20 protein-coding genes and 1 tRNA gene are annotated in these 20451 nt (G+C 36.3%); all 21 read right to left on the minus strand.

The features are described from left to right. Positions 1 to 26: 26 nt before the first annotated feature. Positions 27 to 1328 carry a UDP-glucose/GDP-mannose dehydrogenase family protein gene (locus R2876_00275; GenBank protein MEZ4357065.1) on the minus strand — a complete coding sequence of 434 codons (1302 nt, stop codon included), beginning with the start codon at positions 1326 to 1328 and terminating at the stop codon, positions 27 to 29. Between the two features lies 1 nt (position 1329). Further along, a complete protein-coding gene (locus R2876_00280; protein ID MEZ4357066.1) occupies positions 1330 to 3996 on the minus strand; it encodes an oligosaccharide flippase family protein in 2667 nt (888 codons plus the stop codon). 254 nt (positions 3997 to 4250) lie between these two features. Next, positions 4251 to 5330 carry a glycosyltransferase gene (locus R2876_00285; protein MEZ4357067.1) on the minus strand — a complete coding sequence of 360 codons (1080 nt, stop codon included), beginning with the start codon at positions 5328 to 5330 and terminating at the stop codon, positions 4251 to 4253. A gap of 27 nt (positions 5331 to 5357) precedes the next feature. Continuing rightward, positions 5358 to 6371 (minus strand): alcohol dehydrogenase catalytic domain-containing protein, encoded by a 1014-nt coding sequence (locus tag R2876_00290; GenBank protein ID MEZ4357068.1) that lies wholly within the window; start codon positions 6369 to 6371, stop codon positions 5358 to 5360. After that, positions 6364 to 7077 carry a 2-C-methyl-D-erythritol 4-phosphate cytidylyltransferase gene (locus tag R2876_00295; protein MEZ4357069.1) on the minus strand — a complete coding sequence of 238 codons (714 nt, stop codon included), beginning with the start codon at positions 7075 to 7077 and terminating at the stop codon, positions 6364 to 6366. Before R2876_00295 ends, R2876_00290 begins: the two co-directional genes overlap by 8 nt. A gap of 30 nt (positions 7078 to 7107) precedes the next feature. Next, positions 7108 to 7998, minus strand: coding sequence for a LicD family protein (locus R2876_00300; GenBank protein ID MEZ4357070.1), 891 nt, complete (start codon positions 7996 to 7998; stop codon positions 7108 to 7110). 3 nt (positions 7999 to 8001) lie between these two features. Further along, positions 8002 to 8898 carry a LicD family protein gene (locus tag R2876_00305; protein MEZ4357071.1) on the minus strand — a complete coding sequence of 299 codons (897 nt, stop codon included), beginning with the start codon at positions 8896 to 8898 and terminating at the stop codon, positions 8002 to 8004. Positions 8899 to 9151: 253 nt separating this feature from the next. Further along, on the minus strand, positions 9152 to 10267 hold the full coding sequence (locus tag R2876_00310; GenBank protein MEZ4357072.1) for a glycosyltransferase: 1116 nt from the start codon (positions 10265 to 10267) through the stop codon (positions 9152 to 9154). 30 nt (positions 10268 to 10297) lie between these two features. Next, positions 10298 to 11332 (minus strand): FAD:protein FMN transferase, encoded by a 1035-nt coding sequence (locus R2876_00315; protein ID MEZ4357073.1) that lies wholly within the window; start codon positions 11330 to 11332, stop codon positions 10298 to 10300. 92 nt (positions 11333 to 11424) lie between these two features. Next, positions 11425 to 12372 (minus strand): glycosyltransferase family 2 protein, encoded by a 948-nt coding sequence (locus R2876_00320; protein ID MEZ4357074.1) that lies wholly within the window; start codon positions 12370 to 12372, stop codon positions 11425 to 11427. Positions 12373 to 12466: 94 nt separating this feature from the next. Next, a tRNA-Val gene (locus tag R2876_00325) sits at positions 12467 to 12542 on the minus strand. A gap of 233 nt (positions 12543 to 12775) precedes the next feature. After that, positions 12776 to 13069 carry a hypothetical protein gene (locus R2876_00330; protein ID MEZ4357075.1) on the minus strand — a complete coding sequence of 98 codons (294 nt, stop codon included), beginning with the start codon at positions 13067 to 13069 and terminating at the stop codon, positions 12776 to 12778. Continuing rightward, complete coding sequence (locus tag R2876_00335; GenBank protein ID MEZ4357076.1) at positions 13050 to 13424, minus strand: IS66 family transposase zinc-finger binding domain-containing protein; 375 nt, start codon at positions 13422 to 13424, stop codon at positions 13050 to 13052. The genes R2876_00330 and R2876_00335 overlap by 20 nt, the downstream gene beginning before the upstream one ends. 245 nt (positions 13425 to 13669) lie before the next feature. Continuing rightward, a complete protein-coding gene (locus R2876_00340) occupies positions 13670 to 14002 on the minus strand; it encodes an EamA family transporter (GenBank protein ID MEZ4357077.1) in 333 nt (110 codons plus the stop codon). Continuing rightward, complete coding sequence (locus R2876_00345) at positions 13995 to 14333, minus strand: EamA family transporter (GenBank protein ID MEZ4357078.1); 339 nt, start codon at positions 14331 to 14333, stop codon at positions 13995 to 13997. Before R2876_00345 ends, R2876_00340 begins: the two co-directional genes overlap by 8 nt. Before the next feature lie 4 nt (positions 14334 to 14337). Continuing rightward, positions 14338 to 15267: a glycosyltransferase gene (locus R2876_00350; GenBank protein ID MEZ4357079.1), complete on the minus strand. Its 930-nt coding sequence runs from the start codon at positions 15265 to 15267 to the stop codon at positions 14338 to 14340. Beyond that, a complete protein-coding gene (locus tag R2876_00355; protein MEZ4357080.1) occupies positions 15257 to 16378 on the minus strand; it encodes an FAD-dependent oxidoreductase in 1122 nt (373 codons plus the stop codon). The genes R2876_00350 and R2876_00355 overlap by 11 nt, the downstream gene beginning before the upstream one ends. A 3-nt stretch (positions 16379 to 16381) precedes the next feature. After that, a complete protein-coding gene (locus R2876_00360) occupies positions 16382 to 16702 on the minus strand; it encodes a hypothetical protein (GenBank protein ID MEZ4357081.1) in 321 nt (106 codons plus the stop codon). Positions 16703 to 17889: 1187 nt separating this feature from the next. Beyond that, the gene (locus R2876_00365; GenBank protein MEZ4357082.1) at positions 17890 to 18681 is read right to left on the minus strand and encodes a glycosyltransferase family 2 protein; all 792 of its coding nucleotides are present in this window, start codon (positions 18679 to 18681) and stop codon (positions 17890 to 17892) included. Continuing rightward, positions 18678 to 19454, minus strand: a complete 777-nt coding sequence (locus R2876_00370; protein ID MEZ4357083.1) for a sugar phosphate isomerase/epimerase family protein — start codon at positions 19452 to 19454, stop codon at positions 18678 to 18680. Before R2876_00370 ends, R2876_00365 begins: the two co-directional genes overlap by 4 nt. Next, on the minus strand, positions 19451 to 20371 hold the full coding sequence (locus R2876_00375) for a sugar nucleotide-binding protein (protein MEZ4357084.1): 921 nt from the start codon (positions 20369 to 20371) through the stop codon (positions 19451 to 19453). Before R2876_00375 ends, R2876_00370 begins: the two co-directional genes overlap by 4 nt. Positions 20372 to 20451: the final 80 nt, after the last annotated feature.

The raw sequence follows: 20451 nt of genomic DNA on the forward strand, positions 1-20451 counted from the left end.
TTAATTAAAAATAATGAAAGTTATATTTAAACTTTATTAAAAGCTGGTTTGCCAATAGGATCGTAAATAAAACCTGCATTTTCTCCCCTGTTTATACCCAAACAATTTCTTCCGTCTAAGACTATTGGCTTTTTCATCGCGCTTTCAAACAGCCCTGTATCCATATTTTTTATTTCCGGCCACTCTGTAAATATAAAACATATGTCTGCACCTTTTAACGTTTCTTCAATGCTTTTAAAATAATCTACCTGCGGGTATATCCTTTTGAATTTATCTATTGCAACAGGGTCATATGCCCGTATATGCGCCCCTTCTTCCAATAGCTTTGGTACATTGGCAAGAGAGGGTGCTTCCCTCAGATCGTCTGTGCCCGGTTTAAATGTAAGGCCGAGAATCGCAACCGTTAAACCATTCAGGCTATCATAATATCTGTGCGCTTTTTCAATCAATTTCAGTTTTTGCTTTTCGTTTATCTTAATTGCTGCTTTTATGGTCTTTATCTCATATCCATAGCAGTTAGACAGCCAATGAAGTGCCTTGGTATCCTTAGGAAAGCATGACCCGCCGTATCCTATACCTGCTTTTAAAAACTTTTCTCCGATACGTGAGTCTAAACCCATTCCCCGGGCAACGTCATCAATATCTGCGCCCAATGCCTCACAAAGATTTGCTATTTCATTTATAAAAGAAATCTTTAAGGCCAAAAAGTTATTAGAAGCATACTTTATCATCTCGGCACTACGAGTGTCCGTCAATACAAAAGGCCTGTTTAAAGGGGCAAATATTTCTTTGACTTTATTTAGAGTATCCTTACTTTTTGCACCTATTACTATTCTGCTTGAATTAAGCATATCATCAACAGCGGACCCTTGAGATAAAAACTCAGGGTTGGAGGCAACGGTTATATTTATACCTTCATTTACGTTTTTTAAAATAAAATCTTTTATAGCATCGCTTGCGCCGATAGGGACCGTAGACTTTATAACAACTATTAAATCCTTTTTGGCTTTAAGCGCTATTTGCTTTGACACCTCGTATACGTATTTAAGGTCTGCGGATCCATCAGGCTTTTCCGGCGTACCTACCGCTATAAAAATTGCCTCGGCATCCCCGTACGCCAAATCCTCATTTACCGTAAAGGTGATCCTGTCTTTGCTATCTGTAAGAAGCTTACTTAGTTTTGGCTCATAAATAGGCGTAACACCTTTTTTCATCAAATCTATCTTTTTCTTATCGGTGTCAATGCAAGTTACGTCATGCCCTATATGTGCTAAAACAGCGCCCGTAACCAAGCCTACGTAACCAGTTCCGGCAATCGTGATTTTCATACTATTCCCCAATCCTTTTATGATTTAATAATAAATTAAACGACGAAAAGAAAATTTTATCAAAGACGCGCGTCTTTTTAAAGAACAGCGGCATTATAAGCGATACTGTTACCTCTGTCAATAAAGTTCCTATTGCTGCGCCTATTATACCGATATATGGTATCATAATAGCATTGAATCCTACGTTTACGATGGCTCCGCATATTGTAAAATATTTCGTATACTTATAAAGCCCCTCTGCCATCAGCCATATGTTTCTGGAAAGCCCTATAACCGAGAATATAGTCGCCCAGATACAGGTATAAAGCGATGCGGCACCCGGCAGGTAATCTTTACCGTATATAATTGAAATCGCTTGTTCACCAAATAACGTAAAGCCCAGTGCGACTATAACGCCCAGCCCTGTCAAAGCAAGTAAAAGCATTTGAAAACGTTTAATATATCCCGCGTAGTTACTAAGCTTAACCTCCAATATAACAGGCCGCGCAGAGTTTATTATAGCTACAGGTATAAAATACCACAGATTCGCTATCTTAGATGCTGCTACGTAATACCCTGTAGCAGTATCGCCAAGCATGCTTCCTATCATTATCTTGTCTGTCTGAAGATATATCATAATAGCTATACCGGATATTATAAAGTGATAGCTCCTTGATAATATCTTCTTCATCATATCCCACGTTGCCTTTAACTTTATATCAGACTTAGCATTGAATAATACCCATACGACAACTCCACATACCAGCGCCTGTATAGTATAAGACATTGCGAACCAACCGACAGATGCACCGATTATGAGCAATACGATACGCCATGCAGCGACAACAGTGCTTGCTATCATTCCGCCTATCACGGAGTATTTAGATAAAAGACGGGACTGGAACCAATAATCCAGCACTTCATACATCTGAAATACCAAAGCCAATGACTGTACCCCCGTAATCCATAACAACAGGGTATTACCGGGGTTTAAAACCATCACAAACAAAGTGATTATACCTATTGACATAAACGAGGTAACCAGACGCATAATAAGCGCCGAGCCTAAAATTTCTCCTGTGGCTTCTTTATTAGCTACCAAATCGTTTACTATAATATGTTCCATACCAAGAGTACATACGGCAGTAAATAAAAGTACGACAGATTCGCCATATCCGATAAGCCCGTAATTAGACGGGCCTAAATACCTTGCGGCCAATGCACCTACCACGAATGTTATCAGTAAAGAATAAACTTTTTGAGTCATAAGCCAACCCGAGTTTCCAAGAAGCCGCTTAATAAGCTTGCTTTTTTCCGGGTTTTCTTTTCCTCTTTTTATAATTTTAGTAATCTTTCTTTCAATTTTAGCAAAAAAGTTATCTTTTTTAGGATTCTCTCCATTATCTTGCTTGTCTTTATCTACGTAGTACATAGAGAAGCCATAATATATCCAAAAAATTGCGGCAAAAGCACCTATAAAGTAAAGTATACGCGCTTCAAAAAACTCTACTACAAAAATGGATACCAGCATAGCGACTATTACTATAAAAGGCATATACCAGTCTTTATTAGGTGCATCCGCATTGCCGGCAAGCTTTAACATCTTTATCATGCTTAAAATTACAAAAACACCTAAAACTAAAAATCCAACTATACCTGATGAAATAAGTACCGTTAGATATATATTATGAACTCCACCTATCTCAATCGTAGAATAAAATCCTTCGTCTAAATATGGAGAGACCGCGTCAAACAGCCCTGCCCGCGTGCTCCCGAATATAGGTGCTTTTAAAAATGCCTTTAACCCTGCTTTCCATAAATCGATTCGTCCAGACGTGCTGTCGCGCATATCTCCCCTTCTGATTTGCACATCAGTTGTAGGAAAAGAGTTTTGTGACGTATACTCTTTGGTATCATTGTCATTAAGGGTCTTATACGAAAGAAGGGCCAGCCCATTATTCGATCTTAAAGATGCCTCGGGTGCAGTGTCTGCAAAATTTTCATCTTCACTGCTTTGTTCTGTAACATCTGGATTATATATTTTGGGCAGGTAGGATAATAAGATGCTTGCCGGATTAAAAGACAGTATAATAATCAGAACAGTTAAACCTCCTGCAGCTGCCCGTAATAAAACATTCTTCATGTTTGTTTCGCGAAGCTTTTTAACGCCCTTTTTAATGCCAAAAAATACTATTAGGAAGGCAAATACTGTCAGGCCAATGAAAGATGCTCTGCTTTGGTTTAAAACCAGATTAGAGTATTGAAGTAAAATATTGATTATGTAAAGTGAGATAAATTCCTTTTTTCTTAAAATAAACATGCATAATATAGACAAAGCTATTGAAAGTAAACACAATGTACCGCCTGTGTTAGGGTTGTATATTCCCCACAGCCTGTTTAAATAGATGCCTATGTATGAGTAATCTTTTGTTATAATTGATTGATACGTAATAGTAACTTGGATTATATATGTAATAAGACATACAAATGATAGTAAAAACGTTATTATTATTATTGCATTTGAAAGGATCTTTATTTCTTTTCTAAACTTTTCTCTTGTTTTAGATACATCATATCCATACAGCAAAATCAAGAACAGAAAAATATACGGATAGTCTTTTAAATTATCTTTAAGATTACTGTCAAAATTTAAAATTATTGTAATAGCATATAAAAGAAGAAAAGCCAAAATCAGTAAGGAATATCGGTTCTTTAGAAAAACCCTTTTCGTAAATAAATCATATATTAAAAATATTGAGCCAAATATTAAAAAAAACTTAAACCAAGGGCTTATAACATCGGAAATCATCGGAGACAGGCGCAGCAAAAGAAAGACTACGGTAATCACCTTGAAATATATAATGTTATTAATTGAAGTGTCGCCAATTTTTTTAATTATATTTGTGTTAGTATCCATTTATCTACTTATTATAAACCCTAACCTTATCTTTTTAAAAACAATATTTTAATAAAGTTAAAAACAGGCCTTAAGTGTTCTTTTAATATTATTTTAGTCTTAACAACCCTAAGCGCCCCTTTTATATTATTTTTTTTCAAAAGGCGAATAACTTTTCTTATATATTTTCTAGAAAGGCTATCACAGGCTTCAAGTGCATCGTTAACGGTTTTGTTCTTTAAGATATCATTTATATAGTTTAATTTTTCATTTTTATCAAGCGGGCAATTAGGGCTATAAAGATTTTCAATAAGCTCTGCCACAAGATATAAGAGCCTTATTTTTAAAATCTGTTCTACATTTTTGTCGAGTACATCCCAGCCTTTTGCGATATCTAAAAATTTATTAGATAAAATAAGCTGATTTTTAAACATGTCGCTTGAATATTTTCTCGCCCTAATATCCAAGTTGTTTGCCCTGTAATGATAAAGGCACTTGTCAATAACCGCTGCGCTAGAAGCTACATCGAAAAAATCTGCATTAAAATAAGCATCCTGTGCCCTTCTCATATTTGAAAATTCAAGCTCGTGCCTTTTTATAACTTCCGTTTTATAAAGCTTGTTCCAAGGCCCAAACCAAAAACCGAAATTTTTATTTTGGTATTTATATGAATTGAAAAACTCACGCCTTAAAGCTTTTTTATCGCAAAAAACATCTGCTAAATATTTTTTGCAAATAGTCTGTTCCTTTTTGCCATCGGCCATATGGAAGTAAGCGCCACACAAAACCACGTCGACGTTATTTATTTCAGCTGCCTGATACATGATTTCATACATGTCGCTGTCTACCCAATCGTCGCAGTCTGGAAAAGATAGATACTTGCCTGCTGCGATCTTAATACCGGCATTACGTGCACTTCCTGCCCCGCCGTTTTCCTTATGTATAACCTTTATACGCACATCATTTTTCGCGTACTCGTCACATATATTACCGCTTAAATCCTTCGATCCATCGTCAACTAAAATAAGTTCAAAATCTTTTAATGTTTGGTTAAGTATGGCAGCAACAGATTGACGAATATATTTCTCGCCATTATATACAGGCATAACTAAAGATATCTTTGGCATATAAATCCCTTCCCAGCAAAAAATGTTCTACATTTTCCAAGCGAATACCGTTTTAAACGGAGTGTTTGCATCGGTTGCGAACACCCTAGTTATATCTTCTATCGTAAAGACAGGCTCGTCCTCATAAATTATAAGTTCAAGAAGATTTTGCACCTTTTTATCTTTCATAATCTCTATAGCCTTTTTAAAATCTTCATATCCCGAGCGGCTGCATCCAAGCATCATAATGCCTTTTTCAAGCACCCTCCGCGTGTTTATTGCAACTTTATTTTCACTTACTCCCATCAAAATAGCTGTGCCCTGAGGGTTTATATACCTTATTATATCCTCTATAGCAAAATAGCTCCCTTCCCCGCCAGCGCATTCAAAGGCATGGTCGCAGGTAAAACTATCTGGAATATTTTCAGTTAAATATGTCCTTTCGACAAACGAAAACATCTCTAATTTATTACGTTCCCTTCCGATCACTGTAATCTTGCTTTCAGGCATCAGCGCTTTTAATATACAAGACACAGCATATGCAAGGCTTCCGCTGCCCCATATAGCTATATGTTCCCTGTTGCAATGCGAAACAGCTTTAAGCCTGTTTACAGCATGGACTGCCACGCTCATAAACTCTGTAGTCGCAGCTATATATGGTTTTATTCCTTCGTATGGAATTACCCTGTCTACCGGCAGATCTACTACTTCACGCATAAACCCATCGTATCCGCTTGACAGAAAAAATGAACCGCTGTTGTAGTTTTCGTATATCATCGGTTTATTGCTGCCTGGAACATTAGGTACCATAACTACATGCTGGCCTACACTAAACGTATTAGTCAAATCCATAACTACCCTGCCGCATGCTTCATGTATAAGCGCCATAGGCAGTTTTTTGCTTAGTATACTTACATCCCTTTCACCTAGGTAATACCTTTGGTCGGCATGGCATATAGACATATATTCCGGCCTTATAACAACCTTATTTTTAGTGTCTATTTCATTATATGATACCATAATGGATCTTGGGCTTACCAGTTGGTAAATATAATTAATCAATTATTTTGCCTCCTACGATGGCCTGGGCTACCCTATAATCTGCCGTTGTAGTTATTTTAACATTTAAAGTTTCTCCCTTAACCAAAGCAACCGGTATGTTGTTTATAACACATATCTTGCATGCATCTGTTAACGTTTTTCTTTCCTGGTCATTTAAATCCTGATAAAGCCTTTTTAGAAGCGCTACGTTGAAGCTTTGGGGAGTCTGCCCCTGATATAGTATTGAACGGTCGGGTATATCGGATATATTTTTACCATCTTTAGACTCTACTATCGTATCCGTAGATTTTATTACTGTATCACATGCTCCATATTTAGTAGCCATCTCTATATTTTCTTCTAATATGCGTATGGTAACAAACGGACGTACCGCATCATGCGTGACTATTATGTGTTTATCGCTTGCGCCATACTTCTCTTCTATTCCGCCTATTATGTTCATTATAGTACCGTTTCTGTCTTTTCCGCCCTTTACTACATGCACTCTAGATGTATCTACGATATATTTTTTTAAGATATTTTCAGTATGGCTGATCCAATTTGAATGGACCCCTACAAATACTTTATCTATCTTATTTGAGAGCAGCATCTTTTCTAGTGTATGTATTATTATAGGTTTTTCTCCAAGCATTAAAAATTGTTTCGGCATAGAGGAGATATTCATCCTTGCGCCTACTCCCCCAGCTAAAATTGCACCGAATACCATAAAAACACCTCGCATATCTATTAATTTACTTTAGTTTTTATCATTAGTACAATAGTATATACCCTTATACTTTGTATAACTGTTATTTAAATCTATATAAACTGCCTCATGTTTCGGGGCACGTTCTTCTTCCGGCGGTAATTTCATATAATCCCCAAATGCTATTTTTAAATACGTGTCATACCCTATCGGGACTGGCATCTCATGCCCTTCAAACTCCATAAGTACTTCCTCTTTAAATATCTCTTTTGGATACTGATTTTTTAAATACTTATACGTAACACAAAGTTCTGTTAAGTACTTCGTCTCACCGTTTAATGGATACTTAGTCATCTTGCTCTCAGCAGACTTCCAAAGTTTATATCTAGCCTTTGGAGAACGAAATATTTTAAGTAAAAGAAAACCGAGTATTTTAGCAGCCTTACCTTTATTTTCCGGAACTACCTGCCTGTTAAAAAGGCAAAACTCTATTGCCCTAAGTATCTGGAACTTTCTTTTAAGCTTTGAGTTTGGGCTTGCGTCTAGCGGTACTATTTCTAATTTAATCCCATGGTTTATATCATAATCGCAAAGGTTCTTCTTTATAAAAGTAGTATTATTATCAGCTATTTGTGTAAGCATAGTTTCATAGGAGTTATCTTCATTAGTACGGCAGTAAGAATACCTATTTTTATCTGCATATTTCTCCCATAATCCGCCTAACTTTTCATAGTCTGCACGCGGCATAAAAACGTCTACATCGTCATCCCATGGTATAAATCCCTTATGTCGTACCGCACCGATGCAGCATCCTCCACACAAAAAAAACCGCAGGCCATTACTTTCACAAAAAGCCTTAAAGTAAAGAAGTATCTCCAAGGATTTTAGCTGCAGGTCACGGATATTTGCTATTTCTTCATTCCCCTCTTTATTTTGCCCCATCTTTCAGTTTCTCCTCTTTGGATCAACTAAGTAGTAAATTCCTTTATATTTTTTATAACTTTCGTTTAAATTTATATAAACCGTATCGTGTTTTGGAGTACGGTCTTCTTCTGGCGGAAGCTGCGTATAATCTCCAAACGCTGTCTTTAAATATTTGTCATACCCCGCTGGTATAGGCAACATAAAGCCTTCGAATTCTTTTAAGATCGCCTTTTTAAATATACTTTTATCATATTTTTTCTTTAAATATCTATATCCAGAGCATAATTCGGTTATATAATCGCAATCTTTAATATCATGCTTTGTCATTTTCTTCTCTGCACGGCTCCATATCCAATACTTAAGCCTGGGTGACCTAACTACTGCCAATATTATTTTAGAAATGGCCCTTATAAATTTTCCCTGATGGTCAGGCAGCCTCTGCGCATTAAAAATCGAATAAGCCATGGCATTTAAGGCCTGCTTTTTCCTTGCTAACACAGAAGATGGATAGCCATCAATCGGTATAACGTCCAGCATGAGCCCGTGATTAATATCCAAATTGCAACTATGCCTGTTTATAAAAGCCGTATTATTATCTTTTATCATGGTTACGAGGCTGTGATAATTTACGTCCTTTGTAGTTCTGCAAATAGAGTATCTTTCAGTATCCGCCTCTTTGTCCCATAGTAAATAAAGCCTTTCATAATCTGCACGCGGCATAAAAACATCGACGTCGTCATCCCACGGTATAAATCCGCCATGACGCACAGCACCGATGCAGCATCCTCCGCAGAGATAAAACAGCAAATTATGTTTTTCACAAAAATCCTTAAAGTAAAGAAGTATCTCCAAGGATTTATTCTGTAATGCTTTTATTTGTTCTGTAGTTATTTTTCTTATTTCAAAAATCTCGTCCACGATTATACATTTCTGCCTATGTTTTTTTTACATTAATTTAGACATATATAAACTAAAATAGCTCATTTTGACATTAGAAAGTATATCATTGTGCGCTTTTAAATGCAATAAACTGAATGGTAAATTTACTGTAAACAATTCAAATTTAACCTTTATCAATCCATAAATCCCAAAAATCGCTTTAAAACCGCCGTAAGCACCCAATAATCGGCATTACCATTAAACCCACATAAAAAATAATATCATTTACTGCTTAAAAGAGTTTTTCAATTTCTTCTATCCTCTTGCTCAATGTAAAAAACTTCGAACGTTCTTTAGCTTTGTTTTTATAATTTATATATTTGTTCTTGTCCTCAAGGAGACTTTTTAACCCTTCATATAAAGCTTCTTCAGTATTTTCAGTAATTAATCCATACTCAGAATCACCAAGCAGGTCGTGCATACCGGAACAATCTGTCGTCAGAACCGGAATACCAAGTATAATTGCTTCTGTAGCGGCCGTGCTAAAACCTTCTACAAATGACGAACAAACAAACAAATCAGATCTTGCCATATATTTATAAGGGTTAGTTTTAAATCCTAATAATTTAACACTATCGTTTAAGCCGTTTTCATCTATAATCTTTTCTAGTAAAATTTTTTCGGCTCCCTCTCCTACTATGAGCAGATTATAATCAAAGCCTTCTTTAATCATTTTTTTATGAACATGCATTAATCGGTCAAAACCTTTTTCCTGCGTTAAACGCCCAACAGAAATCACCGTAAACTTATCAAATAGGCCTTTCTCATCTGGTTGTTCTTGAGATTTTGCAATTATTTCATGCTCGTTTAAAATATTGTATTGGACTTGAACTGGTATCTTAAATCTTTCTTCAAATGCCTCTTTTGTTCTGTTAGAAACGCAAATTATTTTGTCAAACTTTGAATAAGACTTAAACTGATCTTTGAAATTGTGAAATTGCGCATTAGACTCGGAATTGATATTAAAGTCTGTATGTATCCAAGCTAATTTTTTAGATTTTGAATTAATTGACCCTGAAATAATTTTAGTGCTTATTCCTTCCATAAAGGCAACTTCAACATCATATTTCCTATGGACGCAAAACATCCAAAGAAACTTTGGCGAAAAATATCTAAAATAGCTAATGCCTAATTTGTATTTAATCTTATCTAGTATCTTTGGACCTTTTATATTGAAAACATAACGATATTTAACTTTATCTTTAATTTTATCAATATATACGCCCTTGTTAAATAACGTTATTACCGTAATATCGTATTTTGATTTATCTAAATTTACAACTAAATCTGACAAAACCTTTTCAGCACCACCGCCAAGTAAAGTTGTTATAAAAAATACTAATTTCATAAATCTTCTCCGTAAAATAACCTTGAATGTCTAATTTTCTATAAATTCATATGTATAATTTGTCTGTGTGCTATATGGGTTAAATATATCTTTTAGCCCTGAAGTCACGTAGATTTTGTTCTCGTCAGTCACAAAAACAGCTTCAAAACCGCCGTAAGTTTTCCAATAATCTACAGCACCGTCTAACCCAAGTACAAACAGCGCTGTGGATAGCTCGTCTGCCATCATGCCGTTGCTGCATACTATAGTAACAGATAGTAAACCACTGTCCGACGGGTAGCCTGTCGACGGGTCTATAATATGGTGGTATGTCTTCCCATCCTCCTCGAAATAGCGCTGATAACCGCCGGATGTCACTACTGCCGTGTCCGAAACGGAAAGAGTGCCAAGTATACCGTCGCTTAAAAGCGGGTCCTGTATCCCTATTTTCCAGTCCTCACCATCTGGTTTGGTACCTAATACCTGTACATTGCCACCTAAAGATATAATAGCAGACTTTACTCCTAAGCTTAAGAACAATTCGATTATCTTTTCAGACGTATACCCTTTTGCAATAGAACCTAAGTCTATTGCCATCCCTTTTTGTATCTTAACTGAATTACCGCTTATCTCAATGTTTTCATAATTTACGTTTTTAGTTGCAGCAGATATCTCTTTAGCATCAGGTACTTTATAATCCTTCGTGTCAAACCCCCAGAGTTTAACCAATGGGTAAACGGATATATCATATTCTCCAACCGTTCTTTGAGAGGTTTGCATAGATGCCCTAATCTGTTCAAGCGTATCGTCTGAAACTTCTACATACTCACCTGCATTATTGTTTATATTATATATATCGCTTCCCTCTTTAGTTGCTGATAAAAGACTTTCCAGTTGGTTTATCTGTATAATACTTTCATCGAGCGCTTCTTTGGCATTTTCACCATAGGCAGTTAAAGTCATGACCGTATCCATAGCGAAAATTTGTTTTTCCTGTTTCTTTTCAGTTGCATTGCAACCTGATATAACAGTAGCCAGAATTATTACAGATACTGCTAACATGGCCTTTTGCCTTAACTTTTTCATGTCCGCTCCATAAAACATTTTTAATGTAAATTTATTTTTTAAATATACACTATTTTTTATTAAAAGAAAAGCTTACACTTTAATGTAAGCCATTAAGCCCTAAGTTTTTTATATTTCCGTTTTAAAAATCTAAACAACTTTTCCGATATACATAATACTATAATTTGTTTCTTGTCATTTTTAGAAAAATATTTATATTTTAAAATACTAAAAAGATTTCGCCTTATTGTTTTAATATACTCTTTTTTTCTTACATTAAATATAGATGGGTCTACATTTTCATCAAGCCCGTATAAAAAAGCTTTATTTATAACATTAAACATTGCCTTATATATATGTAAACAGGCAAATTTATAAGCATCAGGAAAATGTGCATAAACATCATCAGCTACCTGCGATGTGAAATTCACCGCATCGTAATCACCATTTTTAAATACGCTCCTTGAAATACTTCCGATATTAACATTATAATTATAACCATTCTGTCTTGGGATTTCGGCCATAACTTCACAATCTTTTAACAACGTATATGAGGCAATAACGTCTTCAGATACGGCGCCTTTTATAAAAGAAAATCCTTCAAAAAGCTTTATATGCCAAAGTTTAGACCATACTGACACTCTGCCGTCCAAAAAATAATTTATTAAAATATCTTTTTTGATAACTCTTTCATTTTTAATATCAGGATTATAGCATACTGCATCTGCGTTGTTTCTTTCAGCACATTTAACCCAATCATTAAGCAAATCATAATCTAACCAATCATCGCTATCTACAAAAGCTATATATTTCCCCGTCGCCTCTTTAATCCCCGCATTTCTCGCATCGGATATTCCACCGTTCTCTTTATGTATTACTTTTATTCTGTTATCTTTTCCCTTATATTCGTCACATATAGCTGGACAATTGTCCGGCGATCCATCGTCTACTAAAATAATTTCTAGATTGGTATATGTTTGCCCAATTATACTGTCTATACATTTTTTAAGATGTTGTTCTACATTGTATATTGGAACAATTACGCTTACTTTAGGATCCATACTTATATCCTTCCACCTTTCAAAATTTCTGCTAAAATATAAAAAAAATCAAAATACCGTGCTTTATAAAAAATGTAGTACGATATCAGTTTAATGGTGGAGACAACTGGACTTGAACCAGCGACCCCTTGCGTGTGAAGCAAGTGCTCTCCCGGCTGAGCTATGCCTCCATTAAAAATCTTTTTAGTTTAACTTTCACTTTTTAATAATACAATGCGGCAAAGCCTTTTTCAAGGTTTTTAATTATGTCTGCTAATAATAAGCAAAATAAAATACGCCCCTAAAGGGCGTTCGTCAAAGGGATTTACGGAAACAAGTAAATTTTTGACCGACACTCTTCAAGCGAAGCCAAAACAGTAAAGACTACACCGAAGGATGAAACCTTTAGTGTGGTCTTTTGTTATTATTCTAAAATGAGTCCTTCAGAAGGGCGCGATGCTTTCTTAAATGCATTACGGATTGTTCTTGCTTCAGCTTTTCCACGGCTGGCAATGCTTTGGATTATTTCTCGGCTACTTTTAAGATAGTCTGTTGAAAAAGTCATTTTGACAGCGGTTCCTTGTATATTAGCTTCACCAGAAGACAAAATGCCATCTGGTCCGATGTGGATATAATTCATTCCGGAAGCAATACCTTTGCTCTTCCAATATTTCTCTTGACGGAAAAGCGGCACTCCGTTAAAGTACTTTTCCTGCATCACATATGCCACTGTGGCAGCCGAAGCCAAGCTCTTCTTCATAACAGGCTGAGGAACAATCTCCCTTTAATATATATGTTTCTCCAGTTTCCTTCTCACAGGTAACGCACTTATAGCTTAGCTGGTAATAGTTCAGCACTGCCATCTGCGGTGGGATAAGCAGCAGCTCGCTCCTTATCTTTTCCTTCCCGATATATACCATCTTGTTCCCGCACTTGAGGCAGCTTTGTTCGTTTTCCGGCAGGTCACATAAGACTTGGTAGTTGGGCAGTCCTTCCGTCAGCTTTTCCTTTGACCGTTTCTTCTTCCTCTCATGGGGCGGTATCAGAGTCCTCTCATCAGGTTTAGGTGCCATCTTTACTTTCCTTCTCTGCCTCGTTGAATAGGCCGTATTGTTCCATTCCCTCTATATATTAGCTCTGCTCACTGGACTGACCGAACATGCTGCAACGGTTTTTTACCAGCAGTTCTGTCAGATTATTGAGTTGTATATTAAGCCTATCAATTTTATCTTGAAGTTCTGTTATATTTGTTTGCTATATTTCAATAGTTACTCTATTTCGTCACACAGTATAGGTTGAAAAGAAATATAAGTAGAGTTCAAAAAATCAATATTGCACCAATAATAATAAGCGATAGACCACATATTTTTCGAATGCCAATTCTTTCTTTAAAACAAATTCGCGCAAATATCATCGTCCAAATATATGTTATCGAGGTCAGAGGCAAGACTGTTGTATATGGCAAATACCGCAAAGCGTAAATGTTCATAAGTGCCGTAATAAAATATAGTGCTCCACCAAGGTACAAATATTTGCTTGATATAAGTGCAATCAAGGTTTTTGCACCTTCTGTGCGTTTCAAAAGCACCGCAGCAACGGAACCGATTAACGTCATTGCTATCACAACAAAATAAATCAAAGTATTATTCATCGCTGCCACCAATTAAGACGACACCGGCTACAATAATTACTATACCAATGACTTTTTTTAAAGAAATGAGTTCTTGGAGTATAAAGACACCGATTAATATACTCAAAACGTAATTCATGCTTAACATGGGTTGTAAAACCGAGAGTTTTCCGTACCGATACGCAATAATCATCACTAATGCGCCCACGGCATATAGCACAAAACCTGTAAACAGAAAAAACAGCGAACCGTCAGTCGATAGCTTCCAAAATAACTGACCGAAGCATACGCATAACGATGATAACAGCATCAGCAAAATGCCTTTTCTATTCTTTTTCAGTGATTTAATCATACTTTTACCGCGATAATTTCTCTATAGATTCGAATACATATTTTTGTTTACTGAAAACAATAGATACAATAACTGAAAGATACTTAAACACTCCTGCCAGTAAAGCAAACAGCACAAAGAACGAACCCGTCATAACAAGCATTATTGTCGTGAAACCGGCTACCGGTTGTTTCAAGAAGAAAACAACCAGTGCATATACAGCAACACCTAACGTAGCCGCCATCATTATCATCGAAAAAATAAATGTTATTTTAAAGGCAAAATCGGTATAAAGTATCATCGTATCAACAGCTGTACTCAAACGTTGTTGCGTGCTGCCATTACTATGTTTGCTTTTATCGGTGCCGATATAGCAGATTGTATTTGTTTTCAATCCGCAATTTGCGTAAACCGCCTTCCTGTAAGGAATGGTTTTACTCATTGAAGCAACTCTGTTAATAGCCCGTCTTGATAAAATGCGGAACGTTTCTGTGCTTAATTCATATTGAAGATTTGCATTTTTATTAAACATCGAGTAGAAGAGTTTGGAACCAAGTGAAAGCTTGCAGTTGCTTGCTGATACTATGTCATAACCACTCAGACAGTTATGGTATAATTCCATAATCATATCCTGATTGTAATCGACATGGGTACTATCAAATTCAAATACAAAGTCACCAATTGCAATGTCAACACCAGCGTTCATCGCTTTTTCGATGCCTTGATAATAGCTCAAATTCACAATTGAAACCGTATCACTATGCTCACCTTTAAAATAGTTTTTGATAATGCTTACAGTTTTATCTGTACAGCAGTCATTGACACAGATAAGCTCGTACTTTTCAAAATTATTGCGAAGTACATCCGTAATACAGCTCAAAAACTTTTCAATCCGGCTTTCCTCATTATGTACATAGAATACCGCTGAAACAAATGTTTTCTCTTTATATATCATCGCTTAATACCTCATCCAAATCATAAACTGTATTAATTTTCCCGGACAGCACGCTGACAAATGTCGGCGAGTCATTGAATTTCCTTATAATTGTCGGTCGTGAATCGTCAACTTCCGATGCCATTAAAATAGGTTTCATCGAAAACAAGGACTCAACATATTCAAACTCAAATTCGCCTCTAAGATATTTTCTAGCAAGACTGGACATATACGGCCATGCGCTTTGCGGCTTTGCAGGACAGGTATTACAGTTGCCAAGTCTATCTGGTGAACAATAACCGTCACTTCGCTTCTGGCAGTCAAAGACAGGCGTTGATTCATAACTTGTCATGTGCGGAGTAAATGTCACGCTTGTGAGCGAATGTAATCCAGTATTTCCAAACGGCATAATTGAGAAGAACGGTCCGTCCATTACGGTAATACCGACATTTTTCAATGAATCTGAGACTTTACAAAGTATAATCTCACAAAGCTCATATTTTATCTTGAATGGTTCAAACCCAAGCATTTTATGTATCTGGTTAACGCTTGCATATGTAGCGTTTAATACGAATCCACTCGAAAACTCTTCCCCGTTGTCAAGTGCAATGACATAGGCTTCGCCTTCATTCTTAATTGATTTAATGATTGAGGAATACTTTATCTCAACATTCTTATACCCAGATAATTCCTGGATCAGCCTGCTTTTCAACTGCTGAGCATCATACGTGTACTCAGTAGTCATAAAAGCACCGTCGCACATACCTTCTTTAAAATACCGGCTTACGGGAAGCTCATCGCATCGGATATCCGAACTCTCACAAAATTTTCTGAACTGCTCGGCGTTTGTCCAACTGAAATTTGAGCTTGTTGCGTACACCTTATCAAATGATTTATTGACACAGTAGTCGTAATCTTCGTTAAACCTGTCAAAATAGCCTCTGGACTTCACCGCAGTTGACAGAGAGCGCGGATAGTGATAGCCCATATGCACCCTTGCCTGATTAACATATGTAGCCCGCGAAAATGCTTCGCTCTCGCACTCTAAAACAAGGACGGAATCTCCTTGATTAGCGCAATACAGTGCCGAATATAACCCATATAAACCAGCACCTATAATTATTCTTTTCATTCTTTAACTTCCGTTTCCTACATAATTATACAGCATACGACCTTCCGAGTCTGCTGTAACGATAATATAGTTATTTTTAATAAAAGAAATTGTGTCCGAAGTTAGCAGTGTATGCTGGTCAATAGGACCTTTCGTGATTAGCCATTTAATTGGATTATTGATTAAGTATTCCTCAAACATAATAGCTTCAGCCGGATTAATATTGATATATGTCTCCAACAAAAATTGCCTGTATGCCGGAAGAATACTGTTTCTCAAATAGTACGAAGAGCCAACGCCAATACAATATACGCTGTTTTTGTCTTCACTTGGAATATACTGCATTAATTCATGTTCCTGTATAATATATTCCTTAGACGCATTTCTAAAAAAAACATATGTGCTAACATTGCTGGATATTATTCTTAGAGTGTAAATTGAATAACTATAACCTAATACCATTACTGCAAGTAATACGCATAACACCTTCTTTTTTACACTTTTTTCAGATAATCTCTCAAAAATTTTATGCTCTCTTTCAAAATAATCCAGCAGTATCGCTACGTTAATTGCAAAGGGGATCGCATTAATTATTAAATAGTGAAAGTAACCTGATGATGAAGTATATAAAGATAATACGGTTATTCCAGAAAAAAATATGTTGAAAACATAAAACTCTATATTGCCTTTTGTTTTATTCAATTTATAAATCATTAAGTAAGTGCAAACAGAATTATCGATAACAATCCAAACCAGTTAACAAAAAAGTTTGAGACGCACGATTAATGCAACTACACCGGAAGATACATAATTTAAATTTGTTAATATATAGCCATAAAGCATATCATAAAAAGCATTATTACATAAATAATAAATAATTATCGGAATTGTTATTATTAACATTCCGGCAATAAAATATAAAACACTTTTAGCTATACGGAATATGGTTTCTTTATTTTTGGCACTCTGATATAGAAAATAACAATCAATAACAATTAAACCGAGAATATCGTTTATTCTGATGAAAACAATGCTGGCAGTACAAATCCCTAAAATCAACGCATAAATACTTGTGTTTTTCTTTGAGGGTAAATTTAAGACCGTCAGCAGTCCTATAGCCGTAAAGGGATTTGTAAATTCTTCGTAAGTTCCGCCTTTAACATAAGGTTAAATAACAAGATAAACTAAAGGTAATAAAACAGTTATGTATCTACTCTTCGATAATTTGCGGATTATTTTGTACAAACAAATAATTGTTGAACACATAAAGACATATTGTATTATTAGTGCTCCCACACCGCCCTTAAATAAAACCTGACCCGCTGCTTCTATAAAATAAAGTAACGGACCCTTGTTCTCGAATAGATCACGGTATGGTACAAACCCTTTCAAAATAGATTGCCCCATCATAGTGAAAACAGAGCTATCTTGTCCCAAATTAACAAATAGCGGGCTTGTAGTGTGTGAAAAAAACATTAAAAAGAAAAAAGAAACTAATAATATATATATTATCTTTGAGTGTTTTGTGACATTCATATATTATATCTCTCTCTCGCATTATCAAACAATATGTTCAGCAATTTACTGTTTTCCTTAAATCCTTTAATCTTTGTCGGCGTCTTTTCTCCTTTTGGATACGCTCTCGTCACAGGCACTTCGCACGATTTCAGTCCCAACTGACTAGCTCTAACAGACAAATATGCAAGTAGCTCATATGTCTGAAAAACATCCCTGAACGGTTGAACCTGCGGATGTGTTATATATTTCTTGGAATGAGCGCGATATGCGTTTGTCGTATCAGTAAAGTGTTTCTTCGCAGTTATCGAAATTACAGGGGCATGTATTAGTCTAACTGCAATATATCTCGACAGCGGAGTATTAATGGCTCTGCCACCTTTGATAAACCGTGAGCCTTGAACAAAATCATATCCTTCGTCAAGCTTTTCGACAAATCTCGGCACATCTTCAATGCTGTCTTTATTGTTACCATCTATTGTAATAAAACCTTCATAGCCCCGCTCAAGCGCCCACCAGAATCCCATGCGAAGCTGCGCGCCCTGCTTGCCTGTGTCCTGCTTTACAAGAAGCGTGTTTACACCAAGTGATATTAAGTTTTCTGTTTCCGTACAACCATCCGTTGAACCGCCGTCGCAGATAATAATATCGCAGAGCTTGTCAACGCCGTGATTACGGGCTGTTTCAAGTTCCTTTTCAATCCTGCCGAGTTCATTGATTATAGGAATCAAAATACAGTATTTAGTCTTCATTTCGCTGTATTCAAAAGCCTCAAACCGTGGAACACCGCTTATGTTTTCGTATATCAAACCATTACCTCTCTAATGTATCCGACGGCTTTCTTTATATCGTCCAAGTTGCCGGAATTTTTTATTTCAATAGAAATCCAGTTGTCGTATTTGAGCCTTGCCAGTTCCTTGTGCAATTCTCTTTTCTCCAGAGGAACAAGCATAGGTTCGGAAATGTGGATATGATTAACCATGTCAATATTTTCCGCTATTAAGTCAATACTTTCATTATTGGCAATAATGGTTCCTGTGTCAACATTTACTCTTATTCCATTATTATTGATTTTCCGGCAAATATCATAAGCTTCTTTGGTTGTATTAATAAAGTTAGTATTGTAGATTGGAGGATTCGGTTCAATAGCGATTACAGTACCGTGCTCTGTGGCAAAAGTGCCTATTTCATTGAAAAAGTCTAATGCAATATAGCGAAGGTCTTCAGAAGGGATGTTTCTGTTTTTCGGACAACCAAAAACCAGATTGCCGCAATCGACAGCCTTTGCAAATAAAATTGCTTTCTTTGTATACTCAATAAGCGCAGAGCGTTCTTCGTCGGAAGCAAAAATGTTTTCCGTTCGCCCGTACCATATCGATTGCATTGAAGGAACAGACAATCCGTATTCATTGTGTAAATAATTGCGAAAAACCTCGGCTTCATGTACATGTTCGTAAGGATTTTCAGGAAATATTCGCGTCGGGGCTATTTCCAGGCCATAAAATCCATGCTCCTTTAAAAACGCATACATTTCTGCGTCATTTTCTGCACCCCATGCTATATTAGAACAAGATAGTTTCATTTGATAAGCTCTCTTATAAATTTTTTTACTTCTGCGAGCATCTTTTCTTTCGATGAAATATATCCGTTTTCTCCATCAAACAATTCCGCGTATTTGCTACGATAATCATAATCAAACGGAGTTTCAGTAAGCTCATTATTGAACGGTTTACCAAAAACAAACGCATACAGATCTGCAGCGGAAATAGGTTCTGTTGCAGTGTGCAGAAGCGGAATTTCGTGCTTGATAACGATTTCTATATGCGACCATAAGTTTGCGAGATTATAAAACTGATATTTTGAACGGCTGTCAGTAAAGTTCAGCGCCGAAAAATTAAGCCTTTCAAATGCGGCTTTTAATTCTGATTTGTTATCATCGGTAACATTCAATTTATAAAAACCGTTGCTTTGCAAGATGTAACTATCTGCTACAGTCGACTCTTTAGCCGAAAACTCTGAGTACTTCGTTTCGTTTAAAAGTGCTGGAAAGAAGTTTATCATATCGTATATAAAATTCTTTTTTATTCCTTTGCCGAAAAGCGCAGGCAGTCGGATAATATGGCAGTTTTCAACTGCGTCGGCAGCAAGCCTTTCAAGGTTAAGCCTGTTTAGCCCATAAGCTGTCAGTTTGCCGGCGTCAATCTCAGTGTCTTCATACGTCCCCACCGGATTGTCCAGTACAGCAATTGTAGAAATCAAAACCAACCTCTTTGGATTGATTTTTCGTATGTTTGCCGCGGCGTTTTCCGTTACGACTCTGTCTGCTTCGGGGTCGTTGTTTGCAAGAAACATTTCCGCGGGGACTCCTGAATATACAAGTAAATCCGGTTTTGTACCAAATGCATCTTGAATATTTTTTGAATTATATATATTGCTGAAAGTACGCTTCCTCGCAAGATTTGAACCCACAAAGCCTGTGTGTCCAACTAAGATTTCCATTTGTTACCCCTTTAAGAATCTGCATTGACAAATATAGTGTTAAGTAGTAATAATCATACAAATGATAGACTAACAACTAC

The organism is Eubacteriales bacterium, assembly GCA_041390245.1.
Classification (GTDB): domain Bacteria; phylum Bacillota; class Clostridia; order Christensenellales; family JAWKQI01; genus JAWKQI01.